Consider the following 26,255-nt stretch of genomic DNA (forward strand, 5'->3'; position numbering starts at 1 on the left):
CCTATGAGATGGCATAGCCCATGTATCTTACTGATGTTAATTGCCGGCGCTACCAATAGCCTCGTCCATATATGGCTTTCGCAGACGCCAGAACAAGCAACCAATATCGTTTTAGTGCTTATTGCCTCTGGTATAGTGCTCTCAAACAGAGTCCACTGGTTCGCCTCTATAATGTTTAATTGGGTCGGCTGGTTTACTATCAATATTGCTTTCGACTTGCCGATGGTGATGCATTTTTTCTTCGCATTGATGATGAGTACATTGCTTAGTTGGTTTGCGCATCTTGCCCGGCAAAAGCTGGTAAGTAAGCAGATTGAGCTGCTGTTGGAGCGTGACGTTGCAGTCGCTCACGAGCGAGAAGCAAATGCAGCTAATGAAGCGAAGAGTGCTTTCCTTGCTAATATGAGCCACGAAATACGCACGCCAATGAATGGAGTGATAGGTATGATTGAGGTGCTCAGTCGTACACCTCTTACCGACAGTCAGGCTAAACTAATCTCTACCGCTCAGCGAAGCGCAGATTCCTTGATGTTCATCATCAACGATATTCTTGATTTTTCAAAGATTGAAGCTGGGGAACTGGCGATAGAACACGTTGAATTCGACTTAAATCAGTTTGTCACTAACCTTGTTCAAGAACAAGCATATCATGCGAAAAGTAAAGGCTTGTGGCTTAAGGCAAAAGCTATAGACAATAAACATACGAGAGTGATGGGTGATCATCATCGCTTGAAGCAGGTTTTCAATAATTTGTTGTCAAATGCCATAAAATTTACAGAGAACGGCGGTGTAAATATTCATTACAGTGTAGTAGAAAAAGAAGAGGCGCTGTCACTGAATGTAGAGATTAGTGATACTGGCATTGGAATTCGTGAGTCTTGTATAGATCAACTCTTTGCCCCTTTCTCTCAAGCTGACATGTCGACGACTAGGAAGTTCGGTGGCACTGGACTAGGGCTTGCGATTACTAAGCAACTTTGCGAATTGATGGGCGGTGATATTTCTGTTGAAAGCATACCTGGTCAGGGTTCTACATTTAAGTTTAACGTAATGGTCGAGACGACTTCGAAAAGCGAAGAGGCTAGTAGTCTCGAGAATGTCGAGACACCGCCCTCCCATTTCAGCTTAAATGTACTGCTGGCTGAGGATAATTTAATTAATCAGGAAGTAATGGTAACGTTGTTGAGTGACATGGGAATTGAGGTCGTGGTTGCAAGTGATGGCGTAGAAGCAATAGACACGTTGTTGAAGCCCGAAGCAAAACATTATGACCTTATTTTTATGGACTGCCAAATGCCGAATGTGGACGGTTATGAGGCAACACGTCGTATTCGCGAGGGGCATGCAGGAGATGAAAACAAAAAGATACCTATCGTAGCGCTAACGGCCCATGCCATGGATAGCGAAAAGCAAAAATGCCTCGATGCAGGTATGGACGAATATCTCACTAAACCAGTAGATTTAGCATCGTTAAAGGCCATATTGGCACTGTACTAAATACTTAAGCGATAGGGGAGTCCTTACCGACTTTAGCTAAACGTCTGTTTTAATAATCGCTTGAGGGCACTTGGTTTTACGGGTTTTGGTAAATAGGCAAGGTTCATCTTGGCGGCTAAATCCCTTATCTCAGGGCTGCGGTTCGCAGTGATTAAGATACGAAGCGCTGGTTTGTTAGGCTTGAGCGACTTTGATGATTCAGATGATGCTATTGGTTCAGTTAGTGTGGAGTCCATTGACTGCAAAATGTCTGTGCCTGTTTCACCGAAGTTTAGATGATAGTCGGCTATAACAACGTCTGGTTTGTGTTTGAAAGCAGCAAGGGCGTCTTTTTTTCCTGTTGCGGTAATAACCTCAGCTCCCCAATCACTGAGCAGCGCCTGCATGGCTACCGTTACTTGTTCGTCGTTTTCAATAAGTAGAATTCGTTTGTTTGTTAAAAACAGCGAGTGTGTGTTCTCTTGTGTGTTCTCTTGTGTGTTATCGAGCGGTAGAGAGTTGGGTTCGGCCTCCATTCCCTGCGGTATACGCTTTGTCTGCATCACGCTGGCAGGGTACTTAGGCACAGTAATGGCAAAGCAACTGCCTTTATTCAAAGCAGATCTCAGTGATACAGAATGCCCAAGCAACCTGCATACCCCATCAACAATAGTTAATCCTAAGCCAATGCCCTGTGAACTATTGGGGTTTTCCAGCTGGTGGAATTCGCCAAAAATAGCTTCTTGTTGATGCAGTGGAATACCCGGACCTGTATCGTAAACGCATACATTCAATGCTTTTTCACCATTGACGGTACATTGTCTTACCCCAATTAAAACACTGCCTTTTTGGGTATAACGTATCGCGTTAGACAGTAAGTTTTGTATCACTCGTCTAAAAAGGTGTTTATCGGTGTGTGTGTGACAGTTTGTTTTTACGTATTTTAATGAAATACCTCGCTGAGACGCAATAAGACTAAACTCTGTCACTAATGATGAAAGTACGTCGTCTACGGCGAAGGTGATTTTATTGGGTTTGAGCACGCCAGAGTCTAACTTTGTCATATCTAGCAGCATAGAAAGTAGCGTTTGTGCGCTATTAAGTGAATTCACTACGCCTTCAGACAAGCCAGATAATTCACTGTTTTTCGTTTTCTTCTCTAGCATAGAAGCAAAAAGGGTTGCCGCGTTAAACGGCTGCATCAAATCGTGTCCTGCAGCGGCTAAAAATTTAGTTTTACTCTCGTTTGCAGCATCAGCCTGTTGCTTGGCAAGCTGAAGTTCTTTCGTGCGTCGCATTACCCTCTGCTCAAGTTCCGATTTTGACTCTTTTAATTCATCTTGAATGGCGATGTATTCGGTAATATCGCTATAGGTAGTTACATAGCCACCTCCTGGAAGGGGAGCGCCGTTAAGTTCTATAACCCTGCCATCATGTTGTTTTCGTATATATTTGTGGCGACTCCCTGCCAGCATAAACTGAACGCGCTTTTCTATTTCTTGATTAATGCGGCTATTTATCTCATCTACATCATTAATGTCAGTATCTATGCTCGTTGAATCTAAAGCTGTCGAATCTGATGCAGTCGAATTTGCTGCAGCTGACGCTGTTGTCGCTGAATCTGTTGTCGCTGAAGTGCTGGTATCGGTTTCGTTCCTGTTGCGCTCTTGATTCCCAAAAAGCCCTCGTTTGGCATTAAAGCTCAGTATGTCATGTATTGACATACCGACTTTTAAAAAGCCTCTAGGGTAGCTGAACAGTTCAACGTAGCGTTCATTCCAAGCAAGTAAGTGCAGCTTTTCGTCAAGCACACTGATCCCTTGTTCTATGTTTTGCACAGACGACTGCAGTACCTCGTGATTGAACTGAAACGACTGAGAGGCTTCTTCCACCCAGTCTACAAGCTCGGGAAGTGAATCTGTGTTTTTATCGGCAATAGCGCCTAATAGTATACGAGCGCTTGGTCCTCCTACTTGCGCTGCGAGCAATTGCTCTACTCGTTGCAATAAGGTGTGATTGGCAAGCCCATTAGCGCGAGCATCAGAGACGTCTACAGAAAGTTGGTTTATTAACGTGTCGTGACTTTTTTTGTCTAGCACTCTGTGGGTCAGAGAGACGATGTCACCTACGCGAATTTTTAAATAGGGTGTGGATGACTCAATATGTTCACTGTCATCTTTATCGTCAGCGTGGTTGTAAACTGGGTGATTAATAGTGCCTCGTTTATCACTTAATTTTTGTTGATTCAGCAAGCTAACCAGCGAAACCAGGATAAAAACTGCTGCGTTGGCGATAAGGGAAGCAATAAAGCCAATACCTAGCTGAGCATCGGTAGGCGGCGCATAAAAATAGTAGCTGGACATGATGCTAGGGTAGAGCAGTAAGGCACACCAACAAAGAAAACCTGCACATAACCCGGCCAAAGCCGCAGATTTGGTACTCTTTTTCCAATAAAGTCCAAACATGAGCACAGGAAAGCACTGCCCCAGTAAGGCGATGGCGATTACGCCGCTTTTTACTAGCGGTGCGGCTTGGCTGACATTGAGGTGATACCAAAGGGCCACCGACAGCACTACCAACACGGTTAAGCGACGAATAACGAGTACTTTATTTGTCTCAAGGGTATGGTTTGGCTCGGTTCTTAATCTCGCTTTTATCCAAAGCGGTGTAACTAAGTTGTTGGCAATCATAATGCCTAGGGCAAGCGTGGCCACAATCACCATGCTGGTGGTTGCAGACAATCCTCCTAAAAACGCAATGATTGAGAGCAGCGTGTTTTCGGCAAAAAGAGGAAGCGCCAATACATAGGTATCTGAGCTTACGCTTTCAGGCAGCAGCATTTTGCCAGCCAAAGCCAAAGGGATGAGAAAAATGGTCATACCCAATAAGTACACGGGGAAAAACCAGCGGGCGGTTCGCAGCTCCCCTTCGCCGTTGAGTTCAACAAAATTCATATGAAATTGACGCGGCAGTACAAACATGGAGCAAACCCCAAGCATGACGTGAGTAACATAAACAAGGGGAGCGCTGTCGGCATAGATAACCTCTCGCGCTTGTTCATGTACAGACGCTTGTGAAATAAGGTCGAGAACGCCGTCGAACATAAAATAGCAAACGAAAATACCAATACACCACAGCGCCACAAGCTTAAACACCGACTCAAATGCAATAGTCATTAAAAGCCCAGGGTGCTTGTCGGTTAAGTTCAGGGTTCGCGTCCCAAAGATGATGGCAAAAATAGCCATCAACAAAGCCACATACATGCTAACGCTCTGGCTGGTTTCGGCGGTATTGGGTGTGATCAGAGTAATACTTTTGGTAATGGCGTCGAGCTGCAAAGCGATGTACGGAATAACCCCCACAAAACACAGTACGCTAACAAAAGCCGCGACAAGGTGAGAGTGCTTGTATCTCATACCAATCAGGTCAGCGAGGGAAGTGATATTGTGTTGCTGGCATAACCGACTAATGTGCAGTACCACAGGAAATGCAAAAACCATGGTTAATATAATGCCCATGTAAGTAGGCACGATGGCCCAACCGTATTCTGCGGCTTGCGATGTGGTACCAAAAAACGCCCACGACGTGCAGTGAACGCCTAAACCTAGGCTGTATAAAATAGGATGCTGCCGATTGTCTTTGAGGTACCTTTCGCCCCAAAAGCCAATAGCAAACAAAATAAAAAGATACACGGCAACAATACTGCCTACCGACCAAATGCTAAGCATTCACCACCTCATAAAAATCACTGATTTACGTTAACACGATTTTCACAATAGTGAGCAGTATTCACGCTGATAATTATTTTTTGAAAAAAAATTAAATTCAAACCACAAAAATTGTGTGGTTACCCTTGATCGCTTACAAACTAGCCCCATAAATAAGCGCAACATAGATATTCCCTTTGTCTAGTAATGCTAGCAAATGGGTGTTGCCCAATTTATACAATGTTTGGAGGTAGGCATGAGCGATAGTCGCGACGTGCACGCAGATAAAGAAAACGCAGTTGATGAAACTGTGCAGGCTACTGAAGAAGTAGAAGTTGAAGGCCAAGAAGTAGAAGGTACTGAGGCCCCTCAGGATGAAGCTTCACAGCGCATTTACGAGCTAGAAACTGCTTTATCTGAAGCTCAAGCAACGATTAAAGAGCAACAAGACGGCGTACTTCGCGCTCGAGCTGATGCCGACAATGCTCGTCGTCGCGCTGAAGGTGAAGTTGAAAAAGCACGCAAATTCGCATTAGAGCGTTTTGCTGGTGAGCTTCTGCCTGTTGTTGACAACCTAGAGCGTGCTATCGAACTTTCTGATAGCGACAATGAAGCGGTGAAGCCGCTGCTCGAAGGTGTGGAAATGACCCACAAAAGTTTTATGAGCACTATTGAGAAATTTGGATTAACCCTTATTAATCCGCAGGGCGAAACCTTTAACCCTGATTTGCATCAGGCAATGTCGATGCAAGAAAGTGCAGACCACGCGCCAAACACAGTAATGGCGGTGATGCAGAAAGGTTATCAAATTAACGGCCGCTTGCTCCGCCCGGCCATGGTAATGGTATCGCGCGCGCCAAGCGGTGGTGTTGATACGCAAGCGTAAGTTGAACAAACAACGCACAGCGAAAAAAGACACAAAAAAGTCAGTTTTTTTACTGACAACTATTGAAAATAGCGGGAATAACCCCACTAATTTTACAGAATTAAGAAACTTTTCGGAGACACGAAAATGGGTAGAATCATAGGTATCGATTTAGGTACAACAAATTCATGTGTCGCAGTTCTAGACGGCGACAAACCACGCGTACTTGAAAACGCGGAAGGCGATCGTACAACGCCATCAATCATTGCATATACAAACGATGGCGAAACGCTTGTTGGTCAATCAGCGAAGCGTCAGGCAGTAACTAACCCTGAAAATACCGTATTCGCTATCAAGCGTTTAATTGGTCGTCGCTTTAAAGATAAAGAAGTACAGCGCGACATCGACATCATGCCTTACAAAATTATAGAGGCTGATAACGGTGACGCATGGGTAGAAGCGAAAGGCGAGAAAATGGCGCCTCCTCAGATTTCTGCTGAAGTACTTAAGAAAATGAAAAAGACCGCCGAAGACTATCTTGGCGAAGAGGTGACAGGCGCGGTTATCACTGTACCTGCATACTTTAACGATTCTCAGCGTCAAGCAACTAAAGACGCCGGTCGTATTGCTGGTCTTGAAGTTAAGCGTATTATCAACGAGCCAACAGCTGCTGCTCTTGCCTACGGCATGGACAAAAAGCAAGGCGATAACATCGTTGCCGTATACGACTTAGGTGGTGGTACGTTCGATATCTCAATCATCGAAATTGATGAAGTAGACGGCGAGCACACATTTGAAGTACTCGCGACAAACGGTGACACCCACCTTGGTGGTGAAGATTTCGATAACCGTGTTATCAACTATCTTGTTGACGAGTTTAAGAAAGATCAAGGCATCGACCTTCGCAAAGATCCGCTTGCTATGCAGCGTCTTAAAGAAGCCGGTGAGAAAGCGAAAATTGAACTTTCATCTTCACAACAAACAGAGGTTAACCTGCCTTACATTACTGCTGATGGTTCAGGTCCTAAGCATTTAGCGATTAAATTAACTCGCTCTAAGCTAGAATCTCTTGTTGAAGAGTTAGTTAAAAATTCGCTTGGTCCACTTAAGCAAGCGATTGCTGATTCAGACCTATCGGTGGGTGATATCAACGATATCATCTTGGTCGGTGGTCAAACTCGTATGCCTTTGGTGCAAAAGTACGTCACTGAATTCTTCGGCAAAGAGCCGCGCAAAGACGTTAACCCTGATGAAGCTGTTGCAGTAGGTGCGGCAATCCAAGGTGGTGTTCTTTCAGGTGATGTTAAAGACGTATTGCTTCTAGACGTTACTCCACTGTCTCTTGGTATTGAAACCATGGGCGGCGTGATGACGGCGCTAATCGAGAAGAACACGACTATTCCAACGAAGAAGTCGCAAACGTTCTCTACAGCTGAAGACAATCAGTCTGCGGTAACAGTACACGTACTACAGGGTGAGCGTAAGCAATCAACCGGCAACAAGTCTCTTGGTCAGTTCAACCTTGAGGGTATTCGTCCAGCAGCGCGCGGTGTTCCGCAAATCGAAGTAACCTTCGACCTAGATGCAGACGGTATTCTACACGTATCAGCGAAAGACAAAGACACGGGTAAAGAGCAGAAAATCACTATCAAAGCGTCTTCAGGTCTCAGTGACGATGAAGTAGAAAAAATGGTAGCAGATGCTGAAGCGAACAAAGAAGCTGATAAGAAGTTCGAGGAACTCATTCAGGCGCGCAACCAAGCTGACGGCATGATCCACGCGACTCGTAAGCAAATGGAAGAAGTTGGCGATGCACTAAGTGCAGAAGACAAAGCGCCAATTGAAGAAGCATTAAGCGCGCTGGAAACAGCGACCAAAGGCGAAGACAAAGCTGAAATTGAAGCGAAAACGCAGGAACTTATCCAAGCGTCTAGCAAGTTGATGGAAGCTGCGCAAGCGCAACAAGGTGCAGCAGGTGGTGCACAAGAAGGCGCTGAGGCCGAAGCTTCTGCAAAAGGCGACGACGATGTAGTTGACGCTGAATTTGAAGAAGTTAAAGACGAAGACAAAAAGTAAGCTGTATTGATTAGCCCGGTGCGCCGGGCTGTTTTAGCAGTTCAGGCGCATCAGGATTTTCTTGCTGCGCCTTTGTTGTGTAAATGACTTGTCGTTAGCGTATGAGCAGCGCAGGTGATTTTCACAACAGTCAGATGTAGATTTGACAGGCAACTCACATAGCTTGTCGACAATAAGTAGGGTAAGTAAACGATATGTCGAAACGTGACTACTACGAAGTGCTTGGAGTAGATAAAAGTGCTGGCGAACGCGAAATTAAAAAAGCGTACAAAAAGCTAGCGATGAAATATCACCCAGACCGTACTGAGGGTGACAAAGCACTTGAAGTAAAGTTTAAAGAAATTCAAGAAGCTTACGAGATTCTTTCAGATTCACAGAAACGTGCTGCTTACGATCAATATGGTCACGCAGGTGTTGATCCTAACCGCGGTGGTGGTGGCTACGGCAACGGTGCAGATTTCGGCGACATCTTTGGTGATGTGTTCGGCGATATCTTTGGTGGCGGCGGTCGAGGCGGTCGACAATCTCGCGCTCGTCAAGGTTCAGACCTTCGATACAACCTTGAACTATCGCTAGAAGAAGCGGTTCGAGGAAAGAGCGTTGATATTCGTGTTCCTGCATTGGCAGAATGTGAAGTGTGCGATGGCTCTGGCGCTAAAAATGGTTCTACACCAAAAACTTGCCCAACGTGTCACGGCAACGGCCAAGTACAAATGCGTCAAGGTTTCTTCGCGGTTCAACAAACCTGTCCTACCTGTTCGGGTAAAGGCAAAATTATTGAAGATCCGTGTAACAGCTGTCACGGACATGGTCGCAAAGAAAAAACGAAAACCCTTAATGTTAAAATACCAGCAGGCGTGGATACGGGCGATCGAATTCGCTTGTCAGGTGAAGGTGAAGCCGGTGAAAACGGCGCGCCAGCAGGCGACTTGTATGTTCAAGTACATATTCGCGACCACGAAATTTTTGAGCGTGATGGCAACAACTTGTATTGCGAAGTACCGCTAAGCTTTACCACCGCAGCCCTTGGTGGAGAGTTAGAAGTTCCTACCCTCGACGGTAAAGTGAAGCTGAAGATAAGCCCTGAAACTCAGACTGGTCGTATGTTCCGCTTACGCAGCAAGGGCGTTAAGTCGGTGCGTACCGGCGCGCTGGGCGACTTAATGTGTAAGGTTGTGGTAGAAACACCAGTGAACCTTTCATCTAAGCAGAAAGAGCTATTGCGCGAGCTTGAAGAGTCGATGGGTAAAGCGTCAAGCAAGCATAGCCCTAAAGCACAAGGCTTCTTTGATGGCGTCAAAAAGTTCTTTGACGACCTAACTAATTAAATTAGTCAGCTTTTTAGGTGTTAAGTTACTGCCGTAATGCTGGTGAGGTCACACACCTCACCATGTTTAAAGGCTTAACGAAATAGCCAAAAACATAGAACGGAAAGATAGCTTAGAAACATAACGATTAAATGCCAGTTAGCCATGCTAACTGGCGTTTTTTGTCTGTAGCCACTGTCTATCTAGGTCAATTTGGCCTAATCAACTCCTCAATTCATACCTTTTGTCCTTACTTTCCTATGTTCAATAATTCCCACTTTTTTGCGGTGGTGACTCTTAAGCTTTTGAATTTAATTGATAAATTTCATATTTAAGGCTAGGTGATAATTTTTGGCTTCAACTAAAGTATAGGTTTGAATACTTATATATTGTTCAACATGTTTTTGTTTTTGCGAAGGTGGCGTTTAATACAACTCAAGCAACGACGAGTGAGTTGCAAAAAAAACATTAAACCATTAACCACAGGAACTTTAACCATGTTGAAAATAGTTAAAACCTCTATCATCATTGCAGCATCTACACTTGCTTTCTCTAACGCAGCACAAGCAGACGGCATCAACGATGCACTAGCTAATATCTGTACTATCGTACAGGCTGACGACAAAGGTGAGCTTCGTAAAAAGATGCGTAGCGTACAGTCAGATTACCGTTTGAAACTTCGCGATTATTACGCAGGCGTTTCTTGTAACGGACAAAGCCTTATTCGTACGGCGGTAACGAGCAATGCGATTGAAGTAGGCACATTACTTGTTAAAAAAATGCCTAGTAAAGATCTACAAGCGCCAGAAGCAGACGGCAAAACACTTCAAGCGTGGATTGCTGAGCAAGGTCTACAAGACTCACCAATTTCAGCTGAGCTTAACGGAAGAATTTAATCTTCAACCACACTGAATTTATCACACCACACTATTAAGCGGTGTGATCACCATTTCAACATGGTAGCGGCATTACGCCGCACTAAAGGCCCCGAAAGGGGCCTTGCCTTTTTTACTTGCCTTCAGTTTTTAAACTCTTCATTGCTACAATTTCTTGTGTTACCCAATTCTAAATTTTACGCGTGCACTGCGTTTGCCTCTAATATGCGCTTAGCATCTTCCTAGTTTATTTCGCCTGATTTTTATCAATTATTACTTGCGCTTTGAATGGCTCTTCGTCACGATAAATAGAGCGTGCTGGAAACAGCGGGGTCAACAGGCCGTATTAAAATCACCACTGATACCGCAGTGTATAGAAAGCAAATCTCATAGTGTTAAAAAGGGAACAGGCATGAAACATATAAATAAAGCAATAATCGCAGCCACAGCTTACATGGCATTTTCAAGTGTTGCTTTTTCTAGTAACGCATTAGCTGCACAAGTAAAGCCAGCAATGTCGGCAAAGCATGCAAAAGCGGCAACACAATATCGCCAATCGATTTTTCAACTAGTGAAAAGCAACATGGGCCCACTAGGTGGCATGGCAAAAGGTGCATTACCGTTTGATGAGTCTGTAATGCAAACTAACGCTGTGCGATTAGAGCAACTTGCTACCATGATGGGCGATTACTTGTCAGTAGATACAAGAGAATACAATGTAGACACTGGCGCAAAAGATGCCATTTGGGAGAATTTCTCAGATGTAGAAACCAAAATTGCTGCGCTAAAAACTGCTTCTCAAGGCCTACAGAGCGCCGTTGAAGCTGGCGATAAGAGTGCATATAGAAATGCCATTGGTAAAATTGGCGCAAGCTGTAAGTCATGCCACGATGACTACAAAAAAGACTAAGTCATCTCACCAAAAGTGAACTCGTTTTTTTGAAAAGCTGGTAGCAGTGCTGCCGGCTTCTTTATTATTAAACAAAAGCTTAACTTATGTAAGCCTGAAGTCTTATAAGCATTCATGACTATACTGAAGTAGTGTAACTACAAACTCTACAACGGATTTGGTTATGAACTACAAAGAAGAATATACAGCCTCAACAACCTCTCCTGAACGCTTTTGGTTAGAAAAAGCTCGCGACATAGAATGGTTTAAAGCGCCTGAAACAGCACTATCTGGCTCGGCAAACGGTTACCAAACGTGGTTCGAAGGCGGGCAGCTCAATACCAGTTACCTTGCGCTTGATCACCATGTTAATGCGGGGAGGGGAGACAAAGCCGCTCTTATCTACGACTCTCCGGTTACTAATACCACGCGAACCTATAGCTATAGTGAATTGCTACAGGAAGTGGCTACTTTTGCAGGCGCGCTTCAAGACCTAGGGGTAGCTAAGGGAGAGCGAGTGATAATTTATATGCCCATGATCCCACAAGCCACTATCGCCATGCTTGCCTGTGCTCGCTTAGGTGCTATTCATTCTGTGGTATTTGGTGGCTTTGCAGCAAATGAATTAGCGGTACGTATAGATGACGCTACTCCCTCGTTTATCGTTACTGCGTCTTGCGGCATTGAGGGAACAAAGCTGCTCCCTTATAAACCGTTGGTAGACAGTGCCATTGAGCTTGCCTCGCATAAGCCCAATGGCTGCGTGGTTTTTCAACGGCCACAGCTGCACGCCGAACTCGATTCTACCTTCGATTATGATTGGCATGCTTTAATGGAAACGTGTTCGCCCGTCCCTGCAGTTAAGGTAGACGCAACAGATCCTCTCTATATCCTTTATACGTCTGGCACAACCGGTAAACCCAAAGGTGTAGTACGAGATAATGGTGGTCACGCAGTAGCCCTTTATTATTCTATGGGAGCACTTTACGGTATTGATGAAAACGATGTGTTTTGGGCAGCTTCCGATGTAGGCTGGGTAGTTGGGCATTCTTATATCGTTTATGGACCACTGATAAAAGGTGCTACCTCGGTAATGTATGAGGGTAAACCTGTAGGCACGCCCGATGCAGGTGCATTTTGGAGTATGGTAGAGCGGCATAAAATCAATATCTTATTTGGCGCACCTACTGCCTTTAGAGCTATTCGAAAAGAAGATCCAGAAGGGGAGTTTATCAAGCAATATGACCTTTCCAGTCTGCGAACGATATTTATGGCCGGAGAGCGTTTAGACCCTCCTACGTATTATTGGACGCTAGAGAAAACCAACAAGCCGGTAGTGGATCATTGGTGGCAAACAGAAACGGGATGGCCCATTTGCTCAAACCCAATGGGAATAGAACCAATGCAGACTAAGCCTGGTTCCTCAAGCGTGCCCACTCCAGGCTTCAACGTAAAAGTGCTCAATGGTATTGATAGTGAAGCGGCAGCCGGACAAAAAGGCTCTATTGCCATTCAACTGCCGCTGCCTCCAGGGTGTTTATCTACTATTTGGCAAGACCACTCTCGGCTAGTCAATGGTTATCTAAGAGAGTTTGAGGGCTACTACAGCACGGGTGACAACGGCTATATCGATGAAGACGGTTACGTGTTTATTATGGGGCGCACCGACGATGTTATCAATGTAGCAGGTCATAGACTTTCTACAGGTGAAATGGAAGAAGTACTTGCTGCACACCCTGCAATAGCTGAATGCAGCGTTATCGGGGTCAACGATGCACTAAAAGGGCAACTCCCAGTGGGATTAGTTTTGTTAAAAGACGGCGTTAATATTAATGAGGCGGACTTAGAAAAAGAATTGGTTGCTTCGGTAAGAAGCAGCATTGGTCCTGTTGCCTGTTTTAAACGCGCCATTGTTGTTAAGCGTCTGCCAAAAACTAGGTCAGGCAAAATCCTGCGTAAATTATTGCGACAAATAGCTGCGGACGAGCCCGTGTCAATTCCCTCAACCATCGACGACCCAAGCAGCGTTGCTGAGATTGCCACGTTAATGCGCGATAAAGGGCTCGTAGAAGCAGCCGAGGTTTAGGGTATAATAATGACGGGCTAGCACTAAAAATAGGCTAGTAATAATACTGGGCGGCAGGGGCTGAAGGTGGTAATACTTCAACCACTACATACACACACGCGGCAGCGACAAGGGCAATAATAATGGCCTTGCCTAACTGAGAGTGTGTTATGCCCTGAGCTTCGCCGTAGTATTGCGCTTCGTCTTCAGGCAGAGGCTTTTTACCGCTTATCATTGGCGGCACCAGCTTTTGTCTTTTGTAGAAACCGTAAAATACACTAGCGCCAATGTGCAGCACAATTACATACACCAGTGTATCGAATGACAGATGGTGCAGTGTATTCATGATTGATAAGACATCGTCTTTCGCCATGCTTCGCAAAGGTCCATCAAGAAATATGTCGTCAGTCATAAACAGTCCTGAAACGGCTTGCACCAGCACAAGTATTATCATAGCCACCACAAACCAGCCGCCTAATGGATTGTGACCAACGGATGGTAAGCTGTCCCTATCAAAGAGAGTCTTTGCGTACGCAAACACAGCCCCAGGGCCTTTCACAAATTCACTAAATTTGGCGTATCTTGGTCCAAACACACCCCAAAGTAGCCTGAATATAATCAGCCCCAACGTAAAATAACCAATGTAGAAATGCCATTGCACGGCATCGTCAAGTAACTCAGCGGTCACGTATTGAGCCAAAATACTCAGCACCAATAGCCAGTGAAACAGTCGAGTGGGCAAATCCCAGATAAGCCTTTTTTTCATAAGAGGTGTTCTTTTGTGTTTGAGTAGATAGGAAGCGTTTTTCTGTATCGTATCGGCTCTGCACTTAAAATTCGAGTTCGAACTGATAAAAATAACAATGTGGGCGAGGGTAATAAAGATTATGACCTGCTATGTATCCTTTTATGTAGGCTCTATGCGATCGTCTATATGTACTGTTAACGATGATGTCACCTCAATTAATCTAATAATCGCATTGCATTAGTGAATGCATTTGGCAGAATGTGAACAAGTTGAGAATTATTTAAAAGATTAAACATGAAAGTAGGACTATTTGGCGCAAATGGGCGCATGGGTAGGGTGTTAATTGAAGCCCTCGACCTAAGTGAAAATGCAGACCTAAGTGTCGCTACAGTAAGAGATGACTCACCTTGGGTGGGTATGAATGTAGGCGAGTTGGCAGGCATTGGTAAAAAGCCAGTAGATTGTTCTGGATTTTCCTCGCTATCAAAAGAAGATGCCGATGTCATGATCGACTTTACTTTGCCATCGATCATCGAGACCAATTTAAATTGGTGCGTTGAGAATAATACGCCAGTAGTGATTGGTACTACAGGGCTTAACAAAGCGCAGTTGGCAGCGCTAGACGAAGCAGCAAAGCATATCCCTATCGTATTTGCTGCAAATTACAGTGTTGGCGTAAATTTAATGCTGTCGCTAGTAAAGCAAGCGGCTAGCGTGTTAGGTGAAACGGCAGACATTGAAATAACCGAAGCCCACCATAGATTTAAACAAGACGCGCCATCAGGCACAGCCATGGCAATTGGTGAGGCCATTGCAGACGAACTTGGAAGAGACTTAAGTACCTGCGCAGTTTATGGTCGTGAGGGCAAAGAGCCTGAAAGAGACCAAGGCACCATTGGTTTTGCTACGGTCAGAGCCGGTGATATTGTGGGGGAGCACACTGCGCTTTTCGCTGATATTGGCGAGCGTTTAGAAATTACGCATAAAGCATCGAGTCGACTTACGTTTGCTAAAGGTGCTGTTCATGCTGCAAAGTGGTTGTGTGGTCAAAAACCTGGACTATACTCCATGACTGATGTTTTAAATTTAAAGCTTTAATTTGAAGCTTTCAATAGCTATTTAGCTGTTGCTTATTCTCTGCCTACGATAAAAAAGCAACATAATGAGTACCGCGCTAACCCAGATTGGGCTTGAACGCGGACTACTTGAACAGCGACGGCGAGGGCATAAGTTGAGCGTTGAATGAGCAGTGCGTGCGTTATTTAAACACTAAGCCGTACTTTCAGTGGTTCTGCGCAAAAAAACGATGTTAAGGGCTATTTTAATAAATTATTACAAATAAATTAGACATTTTCGGTGAGTAATGTATACTCGCCGGAATTTGCCAGAATTTCGAATTCTTAGCGAGTAAATCGGCTGTAGAGCACGTATTTATTAGCTGCAAAGATCGTGAAACGGGATGTATTGTTTTCATTACCTCCCGTTTTTTGTGGGGTTTGTGCAAAAAACTGCACAAACACATAGTTATCCTTAATCTGGAGGTTGACTTGGCTCATTCTGCCCTTTTGGTGTTAGAGGACGGTTCTGTTTTTAAAGGTACTGCTATTGGTGCCGCTGGCTGTTCCGTTGGGGAAGTTGTTTTCAACACTTCCATGACAGGCTATCAAGAAATTCTTACCGACCCATCTTACGCTGAACAAATCATTACCCTTACCTATCCACACATTGGCAACACCGGCACTAATTCTGAAGACGTTGAAGCAGATAAAATCTGGTCAAAAGGTCTTATTATTCGCGATTTGCCGCTCGTTGCTAGTAACTATCGTCAACAACAAACTCTATCTGAATACCTCAAAGCGAAAGGCATTGTTGGTATAGCAGATATTGATACCCGTCGTTTAACTCGAATTCTTCGAGATAAAGGCGCGCAAAATGGTTGTATCATTTGTACTGATGAATTAGACGAGTCTAGTGCGTTAGAGCAAGCCAAAGCATTCCCTGGTCTTAAAGGCATGGATTTGGCGAAGGTAGTGAGTATTACCGAACCAAAAACATGGACAGAAGGAAGCTGGGAGCTTGGTAAAGGCTACGTAACACCAAGTGAAAGCAAATATCATGTGGTAGCGTACGATTACGGTGTTAAACACAACATCCTTCGTATGCTTGCCGACCGCGGTTGCAAAATCACGTTGGTACCGGCACAAACACCTGCTAATGACGTGCTTGCTATGAGTCCAGATGGGGTATTCCTATCAAACGGACCCGGCGATCCAGAGCCATGTGATTACGCTATTACAGCAATCAAAACCATTGTTGAAACGGGTATTCCAGTGTTTGGCATTTGCTTAGGGCACCAACTATTGGCGCTTGCCAGCGGCGCGACTACCGCCAAAATGAAATTTGGTCACCATGGTGCGAATCACCCGGTTAAAGATCTAAAGCGTAACGTGGTTATGATCACCAGCCAAAATCACGGTTTTGCTGTTGATGAATCTAGCTTGCCAGATAACCTAGAAATCACCCACGTTTCATTGTTCGATAAGTCGTTGCAGGGTATTCACCGCACCGACAAGCCAGCGTTTAGTTTTCAGGGGCACCCTGAAGCAAGCCCAGGCCCTCACGAAGCGGCGCCATTATTCGACCACTTCATTGAACTTATTGAACAACACAAGCAGTAGGAATTAGCCAACATGCCAAAACGTACCGACATAAAAAGTATTCTTATTATAGGTGCTGGCCCTATTGTTATCGGCCAGGCCTGTGAATTTGATTATTCAGGCGCTCAAGCGTGTAAAGCGCTGCGTGAAGAAGGTTACCGCGTCATTCTGGTTAACTCTAATCCAGCGACGATAATGACCGACCCCGAAATGGCAGATGCCACTTACATCGAGCCAATTCACTGGGAAGTAGTACGCAAAATAATTGAGAAAGAGCGTCCAGATGCCATCCTTCCTACTATGGGTGGGCAAACAGCACTCAACTGCGCACTCGAGTTAGACAAGCACGGCGTGCTTGAAGAGTTTGGTTGCGAGCTTATCGGTGCGACTGCTGATGCTATCGATAAGGCTGAAAACCGCGAGCGTTTCGACAAAGCAATGAAGAACATTGGGCTTGAGTGTCCACGTGCTGAAATTGCTCACACCATGGATGAAGCCCATGACGTGCTTAGCCGCATTGGTTTCCCATGTATTATTCGTCCTTCGTTTACTATGGGCGGAACCGGTGGCGGTATCGCTTACAACATTGACGAATTCAACGAAATTTGTACCCGAGGTCTCGACCTTTCACCTACAAGCGAACTGCTTATTGACGAGTCGTTGCTAGGATGGAAAGAATACGAGATGGAAGTGGTTCGCGATAAAGCAGACAACTGCATTATTGTTTGTACCATTGAAAATTTCGACCCCATGGGTGTTCACACTGGCGACTCGATTACTGTTGCGCCAGCACAAACTCTGACCGACAAAGAATTCCAAATTATGCGAAATGCTGCCATGGCGGTACTTCGTGAAATTGGTGTTGAGACTGGCGGTTCAAACGTTCAATTTGGTGTCGACCCTAAAACAGGGCGCTTGGTTATCATCGAAATGAATCCTCGCGTATCCCGCTCTTCTGCGTTGGCATCTAAAGCGACAGGTTTCCCTATTGCTAAAGTAGCTGCCAAGCTTGCGGTAGGTTATACCCTTGATGAGTTAGCGAATGACATCACTGGCGGTTTAACGCCGGCGTCTTTCGAACCCTCTATCGATTACGTTGTGACCAAAATTCCACGCTTTAACTTCGAAAAGTTTGCCGGTGCAAATGACCGTTTAACTACGCAGATGAAGTCTGTTGGTGAAGTCATGGCCATTGGACGTAACCAGCAAGAGTCATTGCAAAAAGCATTGCGTGGATTGGAAGTGGGCGCTAACGGCCTGAACTCCATGGTGGATTTAGACGATTCTGAATCACGTAACAAGGTGATATATGAATTGCGTCAACCCGGTGCTGAGCGCATTTGGTATATTGGCGACGCGTTCCGCATGGGCATGAGCGTTGATGAAGTGTTCGATTTAACCAATATCGATCGTTGGTATTTGGTGCAGCTAGAAGACTTGATTAAACACGAAGCTCAGATTGCTGAACTTGGATTGCCTGGCATAGACACAGACCTTATGCGCACACTTAAGCGTAAAGGTTTCTCAGATTCTCGTATTGCAGAGCTCACCAAAGTAGCTGAAAGCGACGTGCGTGAAACGCGCAGAGAGTTCGGTATTGCGCCGGTGTATAAGCGTGTTGATACCTGCGCTGCTGAATTTTCTACCAGCACTGCCTACATGTACTCAACCTATGACGAAGAGTGTGAGGCCAACCCAACAGACCGTGACAAAATTATGGTTATTGGCGGCGGACCGAACCGTATTGGTCAAGGTATTGAGTTTGATTACTGTTGTGTTCACGCGGCCTTATCAATGCGTGAAGATGGTTACGAAACCATTATGGTTAACTGTAACCCAGAAACGGTGTCTACCGATTATGACACTTCTGACCGCTTGTATTTCGAGCCAGTCACTCTTGAAGATGTGCTTGAAATTGTTGAAAAAGAGAAGCCAAAAGGCGTCATCGTTCAGTACGGTGGCCAAACGCCACTGAAGCTTGCGCGTGCCCTTGAAGCTGCGGGCGTACCAATTATGGGTACCACACCTGATGCGATTGACCGCGCGGAAGATCGCGAGCGTTTCCAGCAGATGGTTAATAAGTTGAATTTAAAGCAGCCTGCTAACTCAACGGTTACCAATGTTGAGCAAGCACTGGCGATGGCCGAAGAAATTGGCTTCCCGCTAGTTGTTAGACCGTCTTATGTTCTTGGTGGTCGCGCAATGGAAATTGTATACGACATCAAAGATCTAAAGCGCTATCTAAACGAAGCGGTGAAAGTATCGAACGATGCCCCCGTATTGCTAGACCGATTCCTTGACGATGCCATTGAAGTTGATATCGATGCCATCTGCGACGGCAAAGAGGTGGTTATCGGCGGTATTATGGAGCATATCGAGCAGGCGGGTGTTCACTCTGGTGACTCTGCATGTTCACTGCCGCCACACTCACTGTCAGCAGAAATTCAAGACACCATGCGTGAACAGGTTCGTGCAATGGCCCTTGAGCTTGGCGTAATCGGTTTAATGAATACCCAGTTTGCGATTAAAGACGGTGAAGTTTACCTTATCGAAGTTAACCCACGTGCTGCACGTACAGTTCCTTTTGTCTCTAAGGCAACCGGCGTTCCGTTAGCAAAAGTGGCAGCACGCGCCATGGCTGGCGTTAGCTTAGCTGAGCAAGGGGTTACCAAAGAGATTATTCCACCGTTTTACTCTGTGAAAGAAGTGGTTCTGCCGTTCGCGAAGTTCCAAGGTGTTGATCCACTATTAGGCCCAGAAATGCGCTCTACAGGTGAGGTTATGGGCGTTGGCGATACGTTTGAAGAGGCGTATGCCAAAGCGAACCTAGGTGCTGGTGCGCCACTGCCGAAAAGCGGTAAGGCACTTATTTCTGTTCGTGACACTGATAAAGGCAAAATCATTGAGCTTGCAAGGGCGTTGGTTGACGCAGGGTTTACTGTTGAAGCTACCCGCGGTACGGCGACAACGCTTTACGATGCAGGCATTATGAGTTCAGTAGTGAATAAGTTGTCTGAAGGTCGCCCTAACATTGTTGATGCAATTAAAAACGGCGAGTATGCCTATTTAATCAATACAACAGAAGGTCGTCAGGCAATCACAGATTCAGTGTACATTCGCCGTGAAGCGTTACTGAATAAGGTAACCTATACCACAACAATGAACGCTGCCTTTGCGACTATCAGAGCAAAATCCGCAGACGATAGAAACAAAGTAGCCTCTGTTCAAGAGCTACACGCTCGAATTAATCACTAATGACATGAGCTAGGATACGAGGTATCCTAGCTTTATTACATTTGTGTGAATATATAAAAGTGCGCCCTTAGGGCGCATTTTTCAGTTTAAATATTACGTTAGTCGAGACTGTATTTATGAGTCAGTACCCAATGACCGCGCATGGCGCCCAAATGCTGCGCGATGAGCTAAACGAACTTAAAACCAAAACACGTCCTCGTATTATCGCGGACATTGCAGATGCCCGTGAACACGGCGATTTGAAAGAAAACGCTGAGTATCATGCTGCAAGAGAGCAACAAAGCTTTTGCGAAGGCCGTATTCAAGACATTGAAGGTAAGCTGTCGAACGCGCAAATTATCGATGTTACTAAAATGGAAAATACGGGCAAGGTTATCTTCGGTACTACAGTAACTATCCTTAATGTAGACAGCGAAGAAGAAACGACATATCGCATTGTTGGCGACGATGAAGCTGATATCAAAAATAACCTTATCTCAGTAAATTCACCCATTGCTCGCGGACTAATTGGTAAAGAGTTAGATGATACAGTAAACATTCAAACGCCTGCCGGCACTGTTGAAGTTGAAATTATCGAAGTAGAGTATATTTAGCGTCAGCGTAGTGTTATCCAAGTAGATAGAATAATGTAAACGCCGAGCTTAAAAACTCGGCGTTTTTGTTTATGCCAGTCACTTATCATCTCAGGCTTATATAAGGGGATATATGAAAGACATAGAAACGCTAGACAGCAAAGTGGTATACCAGAATAAATGGCTGACATTAAGAGAAGATAAAATTCTACGCGCCAGTGGTAAAGAAGGCATTTACGGGGTAGTAGAAAAGCCTGATTTTGCGATTATTATTCCCATCGATAAAGACCATGTCTATTTAGTGGAACAGTACCGATATACCATTGGTAAACGACAAATAGAGTTTCCTCAAGGGGCATGGGAAGACAATCCCAACGCTTCACCACTAACGCTTGCTGCTGGTGAGCTAAGAGAAGAGACAGGCCTTAGAGCTGGCAAAATGGAATATGTGGGTTTTCAATATCTCGCTTATGGATTTTGTAATCAGGGATACCACATTTTTGTCGCCTCAGAGCTGAGCCAGGGAAAGCAAGAGCTCGACAGTGAGGAAGAAGACCTCAAAGTACTTAAAATGCCACTAGAAGAGTTCAAAAACAAAATTATAGCCGGCGAAATTCAAGATGCCTCTAGCTGTAATGCATTCGGCTTGGCGACATTAAAAGGCTTTATTTAATACAGAATGCGAGTCAGACCAGTGAGAAACAGAGTTACGGGTTGTTTCTTGTAATAGACGTAATGGGGCAAAAAGTAAATAAAATCCTCCGGTTACCTTTGGTAACACATTCAGTATTGATTTTTATTAACTATTTTTAATAGTATTGCTGACAGCAAATTATCAAGCGAGTTAATCATGAACGGCGAAGGCATATTTACCATTACACAATGGAATGAAGAGATAATAAAAGAGAAGTGTGAACAGGTAAAAACTGTTCGCGCCAGCGTTGTTCAAGCCTATGAAGGCGATATGAAGGGAGAAGGACACGTTGAGTTCATCATGAGCTACAAAAGTGGTGTAAGTGCATGTTTCGTTGGCTTTGAAGAGTTTATCGGTGTGATTGACGGGCGGCGAGGAACAGTTACGTTTAAACACGATGGTACGTTTAAAGACGGTGTTGCTAGCAGCACATTTACCGCTGTTACTGAGACGGCAACCGGAGAGCTTTCCGGTGTTAACCTTTCTGGGAACTTCACTTCGTCTGAGTCTGGTAAAGCTAACTATTCGTTTACTGAGCAAGGTAATGAATAATTAGCTCGAATTTATTCTTCCCTTTTGTTCTTTCCCTTTTTATACCAAATATAAAAAAACGGCGCCCACACAGCGCCGTTTAAAACAGGGAAACACACAATATTAAAAAATTAGTTCTCTATAAGCTTCGAACCAATCTCAATTGTTCGTGGCTTCTTCGCATCAGGAATGACTCGCTCCATATCGATATGTAGGAGGCCATTTTCCATATCAGCGGCCAACACTTTCACATGGTCGCCTAATTGGAATTTTCGTTCAAAGTTGCGTTCAGAAATTCCCTTGTGAAGATACTTCCGCTCGCTAGTATCATTACTGTCGGTTTTTTTGTTTCCAGTAATGGTGAGCGTATTTTCCTCAACTTGAATAGACACATCGTCTTTACTAAAACCCGCGATGGCCATAGTAACGCGGTACTTGTCGTCGCTCAGCAACTCAATGTTGTAAGGCGGGTAAGTACTTTGCTTTTCAGAGCGCGCTGCGGCGTCTACAAGTGATGCAAGGTGGTCTGAACCAATGAATGAACGGTATAGTGGAGATAGATCGATATTACGCATAGTCATATCCTTAAAATAAAGCAATATGTTAAAAAATGATGCCCCGACATGCGGCGGCAGTATTGTCGACCTGACCTTTCAGCGCCGACATAACAGATATGGGATTTGCCAAATGCTTTTCAAGAAAAAAAGTGAATTTATTTTAAAGAAAAGTCGATTGATATTCTAAGTTGCTGATTTTTAAAAGTTAAATTTTAATTTTTTTGCTGATTTTTCTATTTTTTTACTGGGGTGTGTCGTTTGCGCTGCTAGCGATATCTTATATGAGCTTTTACATGCGCCCTCATACAAGCACTCTCATTTACGCGCTCTGTCAACACCTCCATTCACGCTTCATTCCCACATTCCTTGATGCTCTATTAGCAGTGAGTGAACTACATAAATCGATGAGTGTTAGAATGAATTTGTTTATCAAAATGAAAGGTTTGTGACACATTTTATAAAACATTTAGCAAACCATTAACCAACGTCGTTGATTATAAATGCTACAATTTCATTACATTCACCGTTTGATATGTATACAAATAAATTCATGAAAAAAGAAGTTGTTGTTTTAAATTGTGGCAGTTCTTCCGTTAAATTCGCCATTATTGATGCTAATACTGGCGAAGCTGGTTTATCCGGTTTAGCAGAAAGCTTGGGTAACCCTGATGCAAGCATCACTTACAAATTAAATGGCAATAAAACGTCGTTCTCATTAAGTGCCAACGCAGGTCATACCGAGGCGCTTAATGCTATTTCAACAATCATTGAAGATACCGGGGTTAAACCTGTTGCGGTGGGTCACCGCGTGGTGCATGGCGGTGAAAAATTTAAGCAGGCTGCATTGGTTAATGACGAGGTATTAGCGGCAATTAAAGACTACGCCAGTATGGCGCCGCTTCATAATTTAGCTAATGCAAAAGGTGTTGTTACGGCGCAAAAAGCGTACCCTCACTTACCTCATGTATGCGTATTTGATACCTCATTTTTTCAAACCATGCCGCAGAAAGCTTTCATCTATGCGCTTCCTATGGACCTCTACAGAGACCATGGAATACGCCGATATGGTTTCCACGGCACCAGTCATAAATTTATTCTCGACAGTACTGCATCACTGCTTAATAAGCCGGTCGAAGAGACAAGTGTTATTAGCGCTCACTTAGGAAACGGTTGCAGCGTAGCAGCAATTGAAAAAGGCCAGGCTGTTGATACAAGCATGGGCTTTATTCCTTTAGAGGGGTTAGTGATGGGCACTCGATGTGGTGACTTAGATCCTAGCCTTCCAAGTACGCTTCAGAAAAAATTAGGCAAAACAGCTGATGAAATTAGTGACTTATTAAATAAAGAGTCTGGTTTGTTAGGCATATCAGAGCTTAGTAACGATTGTAGAACGTTGGAAGAAGAAGCTGAGAAAGGGCATGAAGGGGCAAAACTTGCTATCGAAATATTCTGCTATCGTTTAGCGAAATATGTCGCGGGTTACCTTATTGCAGTGCCTTCCTTAGATGCCATTGTGTTCACTGGCGGTATTGGTGAAAATTCGTCACTTATTCGAGAAACCACTATGGGTTACTTCGCGCACATGGGCGTCACAATTGACCAACAAAAGAATCTCGACGCACGGTTTGGCAAGGGAGGCGAGATAACTGCTTCCTCATCACAAAAGACCGTTTTCGTTGTACCCACGAATGAAGAGTGGGTGATTGCCGCTGATGCGGCAGCGTTCGCTTAAAAATGCTGTAAAAAGCAGGAGAAATTATGTCTCGTAAAATTATGCTGATCCCAGTTGGTTCAAGCGTTGGGCTCACAACGGTCAGCATGGGCCTTGTTCGTGCTATTGAAGAGCAGGGCATTAAGCTCAACTTTTTTAAACCTGTCGCACAGCCTCGCCGTGGTGACAAAGGCGAAGAGCGTTCAACCGCTATTATTGCTCATCATGCCAGCGTAACGCCGATTACACCGTTTACGCTCGACTATGTCGAGCGAATGATCAGTAACGATAATACCGACGAATTGTTGGAAGACATTATTGAGCGCTTTGAAAACAGCAGCGAACAAGATGCCGTCACGGTTATTGAAGGGTTGGTAACGACTAGGCACCACCCTTACGCTGAGCGATTAAACTTAGAAATCAGTCGCGCACTAGATGCCGATATTGTGTTTGTGGCGGTTCCCGGTAATGACGATATCGTCGATATTAACCACAGACTAGAAATTGTAGTTGATACCTACGGCGGGCATAAAAGTCAGAAGGTAGTAGGGTGTATTTTTAACAAAGTGAATGCACCGCTTGATGAGCACGGTAGTTTGCGCGCAGATATCGGTGTTGTAGATAAGCCAGAGCACGATGAATCTCGCTCAGATGCGCTTAAAAATTTGCCCATATTCAAAAAAGGGTTAAGCCTGCTCGGAAATGTAGATTGGAGCGCAGAGTTAGTCTCTCCCCGCGCTATCGACATTGCGAAGCACCTTAACGCCAATTTAATCAATGAGGGGGACATGGCCAAGCGCCGACTCAGTAGCGTGACGTTTTGTGGACGAGAAATTCACAATATGACTCATGCGCTAAAGCCGGGAGCATTATTGGTGCTGTCTGGCGATAGAAGCGATGTTTTTGTGTCGTGCTGCCTTGCTGCATTAAATGGTACAAAGCTGGGCGCGCTGCTACTTACCGGCGGCTATGAGCCCGACGAGAACATAGCGGCTTTATGTAGCCAAGCCATGGAAACGGGGTTGCCCGTAATGTTAGTTAATACTAACACATGGCAAACCGCCCAGAACTTGCATGCGTTTAATCAAGAAGTGCCGGTAGACGATAGTCAGCGCATTGAAAAAGTGATGGTGCATACCGCTGAAAGTTTAGATGCAGAATGGGTAACCTCGCTTACCGATAAAGTATCACGGCAGCGTAAGCTGTCACCGTCGGCATTTAGGTATTACCTTACTAACCGTGCTAGACAGGTTAATAAGCGAATAGTGCTGCCAGAGGGTAATGAGCCTCGTACTGTTGTTGCGGCCTCAATATGTGCAAGCCGAGGCTTGGCAAGACCCGTATTATTAGGTGATGAAACCGAAATTCGACGAATTGCAGAGCAACAGGGCGTGGTGTTAAGCGATGGTGTTGAGATTTTATCGCCTGAGCAGGTTCGCGGCGAATACGTAGAAGGCCTTGTGGCACTTCGCGGGCACAAAGGCGTTACTGACGTGGTGGCCAAAGAATTACTTCAAGACAACGTGACCCTTGGCACTATGATGCTTCAGCAAGACCATGTTGACGGGCTTGTTTCAGGGGCGGTTAATACTACCGCCAATACTATTCGTCCTGCGCTGCAGTTAGTTAAAACGGCGGAAAATGCCTCGTTGGTGTCATCAGTATTTTTTATGCTACTGCCTGATCAGGTATTGGTCTACGGTGATTGCGCTATTAACCCCGATCCTAATGCACAACAGCTGGCAGATATAGCAATACAGTCTGCAATATCAGCGCAAATGTTCGGCATTGAGCCGAGAGTGGCGATGATTAGCTATAGTACCGGTACATCTGGCGCAGGAAGCGATGTAGAAAAAGTGCGTGAAGCAACTGCGATTGCCCAATCGATGAGACCAGACCTTCTTATCGACGGCCCGCTTCAGTACGACGCGGCGGCCATTGAAAGCGTTGGTAAAAGCAAAGCGCCAAATAGCCCAGTAGCAGGAAAAGCAAATGTGTTTGTGTTCCCCGACTTAAACACGGGAAACACTACATACAAAGCGGTACAGCGTAGTTTTGATTTAGTCTGTATCGGCCCAATGCTGCAAGGCATGCGAAAGCCGGTGAACGACCTAAGTCGCGGTGCGTTAGTTGATGACATTGTATTTACCATTGCACTAACGGCTATTCAGGCAAAAGGCAACAGCTAATTAAGAGCTTCTATCAGAGGCTCAAATAAGCGCGTAGAAGATAAGCACGCTGCATCGATCGTGCTGCAGCATAGACTGTGT

The 26,255-nt window shown here is 44.9% G+C and carries 18 protein-coding genes; 15 read left to right on the top strand and 3 right to left on the bottom strand.

The features are described 5' to 3' along the window. Window positions 1–3: 3 nt before the first annotated feature. The gene (locus tag V7R39_RS03930; protein WP_334028398.1) at window positions 4–1,497 is read left to right on the top strand and encodes an ATP-binding protein; all 1,494 of its coding nucleotides are present in this window, start codon (window positions 4–6) and stop codon (window positions 1,495–1,497) included. 32 nt (window positions 1,498–1,529) lie between these two features. Here V7R39_RS03930 and V7R39_RS03935 read toward each other — a convergent pair whose 3' ends face one another. Further along, the gene (locus V7R39_RS03935) at window positions 1,530–5,204 is read right to left on the bottom strand and encodes a PAS domain-containing hybrid sensor histidine kinase/response regulator (RefSeq protein ID WP_334028399.1); all 3,675 of its coding nucleotides are present in this window, start codon (window positions 5,202–5,204) and stop codon (window positions 1,530–1,532) included. A 235-nt stretch (window positions 5,205–5,439) separates the two neighbouring features. Here V7R39_RS03935 and grpE point away from each other — a divergent pair, with 235 nt between their 5' ends. The 6 genes from grpE (at window position 5,440) to V7R39_RS03965 (ending at window position 13,281) form a co-directional block, all read left to right on the top strand. Next, entirely contained in the window at window positions 5,440–6,069 is a 630-nt protein-coding gene (gene grpE, locus V7R39_RS03940; RefSeq protein WP_334028401.1) for a nucleotide exchange factor GrpE, read from the top strand. A gap of 126 nt (window positions 6,070–6,195) precedes the next feature. Continuing rightward, window positions 6,196–8,124: a molecular chaperone DnaK gene (gene dnaK, locus V7R39_RS03945; RefSeq protein WP_334028403.1), complete on the top strand. Its 1,929-nt coding sequence runs from the start codon at window positions 6,196–6,198 to the stop codon at window positions 8,122–8,124. A 194-nt stretch (window positions 8,125–8,318) separates the two neighbouring features. Then, the gene (dnaJ, locus tag V7R39_RS03950) at window positions 8,319–9,452 is read left to right on the top strand and encodes a molecular chaperone DnaJ (protein WP_334028405.1); all 1,134 of its coding nucleotides are present in this window, start codon (window positions 8,319–8,321) and stop codon (window positions 9,450–9,452) included. A gap of 476 nt (window positions 9,453–9,928) precedes the next feature. Further along, a complete protein-coding gene (locus V7R39_RS03955; protein WP_334028407.1) occupies window positions 9,929–10,327 on the top strand; it encodes a DUF3718 domain-containing protein in 399 nt (132 codons plus the stop codon). Window positions 10,328–10,718: 391 nt separating this feature from the next. Beyond that, window positions 10,719–11,216, top strand: a complete 498-nt coding sequence (locus tag V7R39_RS03960) for a c-type cytochrome (protein WP_334028410.1) — start codon at window positions 10,719–10,721, stop codon at window positions 11,214–11,216. A 163-nt stretch (window positions 11,217–11,379) separates the two neighbouring features. Beyond that, complete coding sequence (locus V7R39_RS03965) at window positions 11,380–13,281, top strand: propionyl-CoA synthetase (protein WP_334028412.1); 1,902 nt, start codon at window positions 11,380–11,382, stop codon at window positions 13,279–13,281. A 34-nt stretch (window positions 13,282–13,315) separates the two neighbouring features. Here V7R39_RS03965 and V7R39_RS03970 read toward each other — a convergent pair whose 3' ends face one another. After that, window positions 13,316–14,026 (bottom strand): cytochrome b/b6 domain-containing protein, encoded by a 711-nt coding sequence (locus tag V7R39_RS03970; RefSeq protein ID WP_334028414.1) that lies wholly within the window; start codon window positions 14,024–14,026, stop codon window positions 13,316–13,318. 276 nt (window positions 14,027–14,302) lie between these two features. Here V7R39_RS03970 and dapB point away from each other — a divergent pair, with 276 nt between their 5' ends. The 6 genes from dapB to V7R39_RS04000 all read left to right on the top strand — a co-directional run bounded on the left by dapB (window position 14,303) and on the right by V7R39_RS04000 (window position 21,738). Next, the gene (dapB, locus tag V7R39_RS03975; RefSeq protein ID WP_334028416.1) at window positions 14,303–15,106 is read left to right on the top strand and encodes a 4-hydroxy-tetrahydrodipicolinate reductase; all 804 of its coding nucleotides are present in this window, start codon (window positions 14,303–14,305) and stop codon (window positions 15,104–15,106) included. Between the two features lie 449 nt (window positions 15,107–15,555). Next, a complete protein-coding gene (carA, locus tag V7R39_RS03980) occupies window positions 15,556–16,686 on the top strand; it encodes a glutamine-hydrolyzing carbamoyl-phosphate synthase small subunit (RefSeq protein WP_334028419.1) in 1,131 nt (376 codons plus the stop codon). 12 nt (window positions 16,687–16,698) lie between these two features. Then, window positions 16,699–19,920, top strand: coding sequence for a carbamoyl-phosphate synthase large subunit (gene carB, locus V7R39_RS03985; protein ID WP_334028421.1), 3,222 nt, complete (start codon window positions 16,699–16,701; stop codon window positions 19,918–19,920). Window positions 19,921–20,036: 116 nt separating this feature from the next. Further along, a complete protein-coding gene (gene greA / locus V7R39_RS03990; RefSeq protein ID WP_334028423.1) occupies window positions 20,037–20,513 on the top strand; it encodes a transcription elongation factor GreA in 477 nt (158 codons plus the stop codon). A gap of 112 nt (window positions 20,514–20,625) precedes the next feature. Then, entirely contained in the window at window positions 20,626–21,165 is a 540-nt protein-coding gene (locus V7R39_RS03995; protein ID WP_334028425.1) for an NUDIX hydrolase, read from the top strand. A gap of 177 nt (window positions 21,166–21,342) precedes the next feature. Then, complete coding sequence (locus V7R39_RS04000; protein WP_334028428.1) at window positions 21,343–21,738, top strand: DUF3224 domain-containing protein; 396 nt, start codon at window positions 21,343–21,345, stop codon at window positions 21,736–21,738. A 110-nt stretch (window positions 21,739–21,848) separates the two neighbouring features. On the opposite strand, the gene V7R39_RS04005 is transcribed toward V7R39_RS04000, so the two are convergent. Beyond that, window positions 21,849–22,292 carry an Hsp20 family protein gene (locus V7R39_RS04005; RefSeq protein ID WP_334028430.1) on the bottom strand — a complete coding sequence of 148 codons (444 nt, stop codon included), beginning with the start codon at window positions 22,290–22,292 and terminating at the stop codon, window positions 21,849–21,851. Between the two features lie 532 nt (window positions 22,293–22,824). On the opposite strand from V7R39_RS04005, the gene V7R39_RS04010 reads away from it, so the two are divergent. Beyond that, a complete protein-coding gene (locus V7R39_RS04010) occupies window positions 22,825–24,006 on the top strand; it encodes an acetate kinase (protein ID WP_334028432.1) in 1,182 nt (393 codons plus the stop codon). Between the two features lie 26 nt (window positions 24,007–24,032). After that, entirely contained in the window at window positions 24,033–26,174 is a 2,142-nt protein-coding gene (pta, locus tag V7R39_RS04015) for a phosphate acetyltransferase (protein WP_334028434.1), read from the top strand. Window positions 26,175–26,255: the final 81 nt, after the last annotated feature.

The organism is Alteromonas sp. P256 (assembly GCF_036864455.1).
Lineage (GTDB): Bacteria > Pseudomonadota > Gammaproteobacteria > Enterobacterales > Alteromonadaceae > Alteromonas.

What these genes read in the sequence shown, in the direction of transcription:
- dnaK (WP_334028403.1), top strand. Translation starts at nt 6,196, where the DNA reads ATGGGTAGAATCATAGGTATCGATTTAGGTACAACAAATTCATGTGTC.
- V7R39_RS03965 (WP_334028412.1), top strand. Translation starts at nt 11,380, where the DNA reads ATGAACTACAAAGAAGAATATACAGCCTCAACAACCTCTCCTGAACGC.
- V7R39_RS04000 (WP_334028428.1), top strand. Translation starts at nt 21,343, where the DNA reads ATGAACGGCGAAGGCATATTTACCATTACACAATGGAATGAAGAGATA.
- V7R39_RS03935 (WP_334028399.1), bottom strand. Translation starts at nt 5,204, where the DNA reads ATGCTTAGCATTTGGTCGGTAGGCAGTATTGTTGCCGTGTATCTTTTT.
- carB (WP_334028421.1), top strand. Translation starts at nt 16,699, where the DNA reads ATGCCAAAACGTACCGACATAAAAAGTATTCTTATTATAGGTGCTGGC.
- pta (WP_334028434.1), top strand. Translation starts at nt 24,033, where the DNA reads ATGTCTCGTAAAATTATGCTGATCCCAGTTGGTTCAAGCGTTGGGCTC.
- V7R39_RS03960 (WP_334028410.1), top strand. Translation starts at nt 10,719, where the DNA reads ATGAAACATATAAATAAAGCAATAATCGCAGCCACAGCTTACATGGCA.
- V7R39_RS04010 (WP_334028432.1), top strand. Translation starts at nt 22,825, where the DNA reads ATGAAAAAAGAAGTTGTTGTTTTAAATTGTGGCAGTTCTTCCGTTAAA.
- V7R39_RS03970 (WP_334028414.1), bottom strand. Translation starts at nt 14,026, where the DNA reads ATGAAAAAAAGGCTTATCTGGGATTTGCCCACTCGACTGTTTCACTGG.
- dapB (WP_334028416.1), top strand. Translation starts at nt 14,303, where the DNA reads ATGAAAGTAGGACTATTTGGCGCAAATGGGCGCATGGGTAGGGTGTTA.
- V7R39_RS03930 (WP_334028398.1), top strand. Translation starts at nt 4, where the DNA reads ATGAGATGGCATAGCCCATGTATCTTACTGATGTTAATTGCCGGCGCT.
- dnaJ (WP_334028405.1), top strand. Translation starts at nt 8,319, where the DNA reads ATGTCGAAACGTGACTACTACGAAGTGCTTGGAGTAGATAAAAGTGCT.
- greA (WP_334028423.1), top strand. Translation starts at nt 20,037, where the DNA reads ATGAGTCAGTACCCAATGACCGCGCATGGCGCCCAAATGCTGCGCGAT.
- V7R39_RS04005 (WP_334028430.1), bottom strand. Translation starts at nt 22,292, where the DNA reads ATGCGTAATATCGATCTATCTCCACTATACCGTTCATTCATTGGTTCA.
- grpE (WP_334028401.1), top strand. Translation starts at nt 5,440, where the DNA reads ATGAGCGATAGTCGCGACGTGCACGCAGATAAAGAAAACGCAGTTGAT.
- V7R39_RS03995 (WP_334028425.1), top strand. Translation starts at nt 20,626, where the DNA reads ATGAAAGACATAGAAACGCTAGACAGCAAAGTGGTATACCAGAATAAA.
- V7R39_RS03955 (WP_334028407.1), top strand. Translation starts at nt 9,929, where the DNA reads ATGTTGAAAATAGTTAAAACCTCTATCATCATTGCAGCATCTACACTT.